The following is a 306-nucleotide window of genomic DNA, read 5'->3' on the forward strand; positions in this document are numbered from 1 at the left end:
TCCAGAACTTCATTGACCGTATGCAGGGCGGTCTTTCCGGCGTTGATAGCTTCCAGCAGCTCCCGTTTTTGGACTTTCAGCGCGGCAATACGGCTTTCGCTTTCCGCAACCTGCTGTGCGGCAGGGTGGGCAGATGCTTTGATGCTTTTGATTTTTTCGGAAAGAGCAGCTTGATACTGCCTTTCGCAATCGGACAGCCGTGCCAACCTATTTTGAATCTGCTCCAAGTCGGCATCAACGGAAGAAAGGTCATGGAGAGCCGCATCGTACTTGACACGGGCTGCATAGGCTTCCTGCCGTTCTTTG

At 52.9% G+C, this 306-nt stretch carries 1 pseudogene; it reads right to left on the minus strand.

The features are described from left to right. Nucleotides 1-306 (minus strand): annotated as a pseudogene (locus DWV57_RS14875) (hypothetical protein); the annotation flags it as partial.

Source organism: Faecalibacterium sp. AF10-46, assembly GCF_003604105.1.
GTDB lineage: Bacteria > Bacillota > Clostridia > Oscillospirales > Ruminococcaceae > Faecalibacterium > Faecalibacterium taiwanense.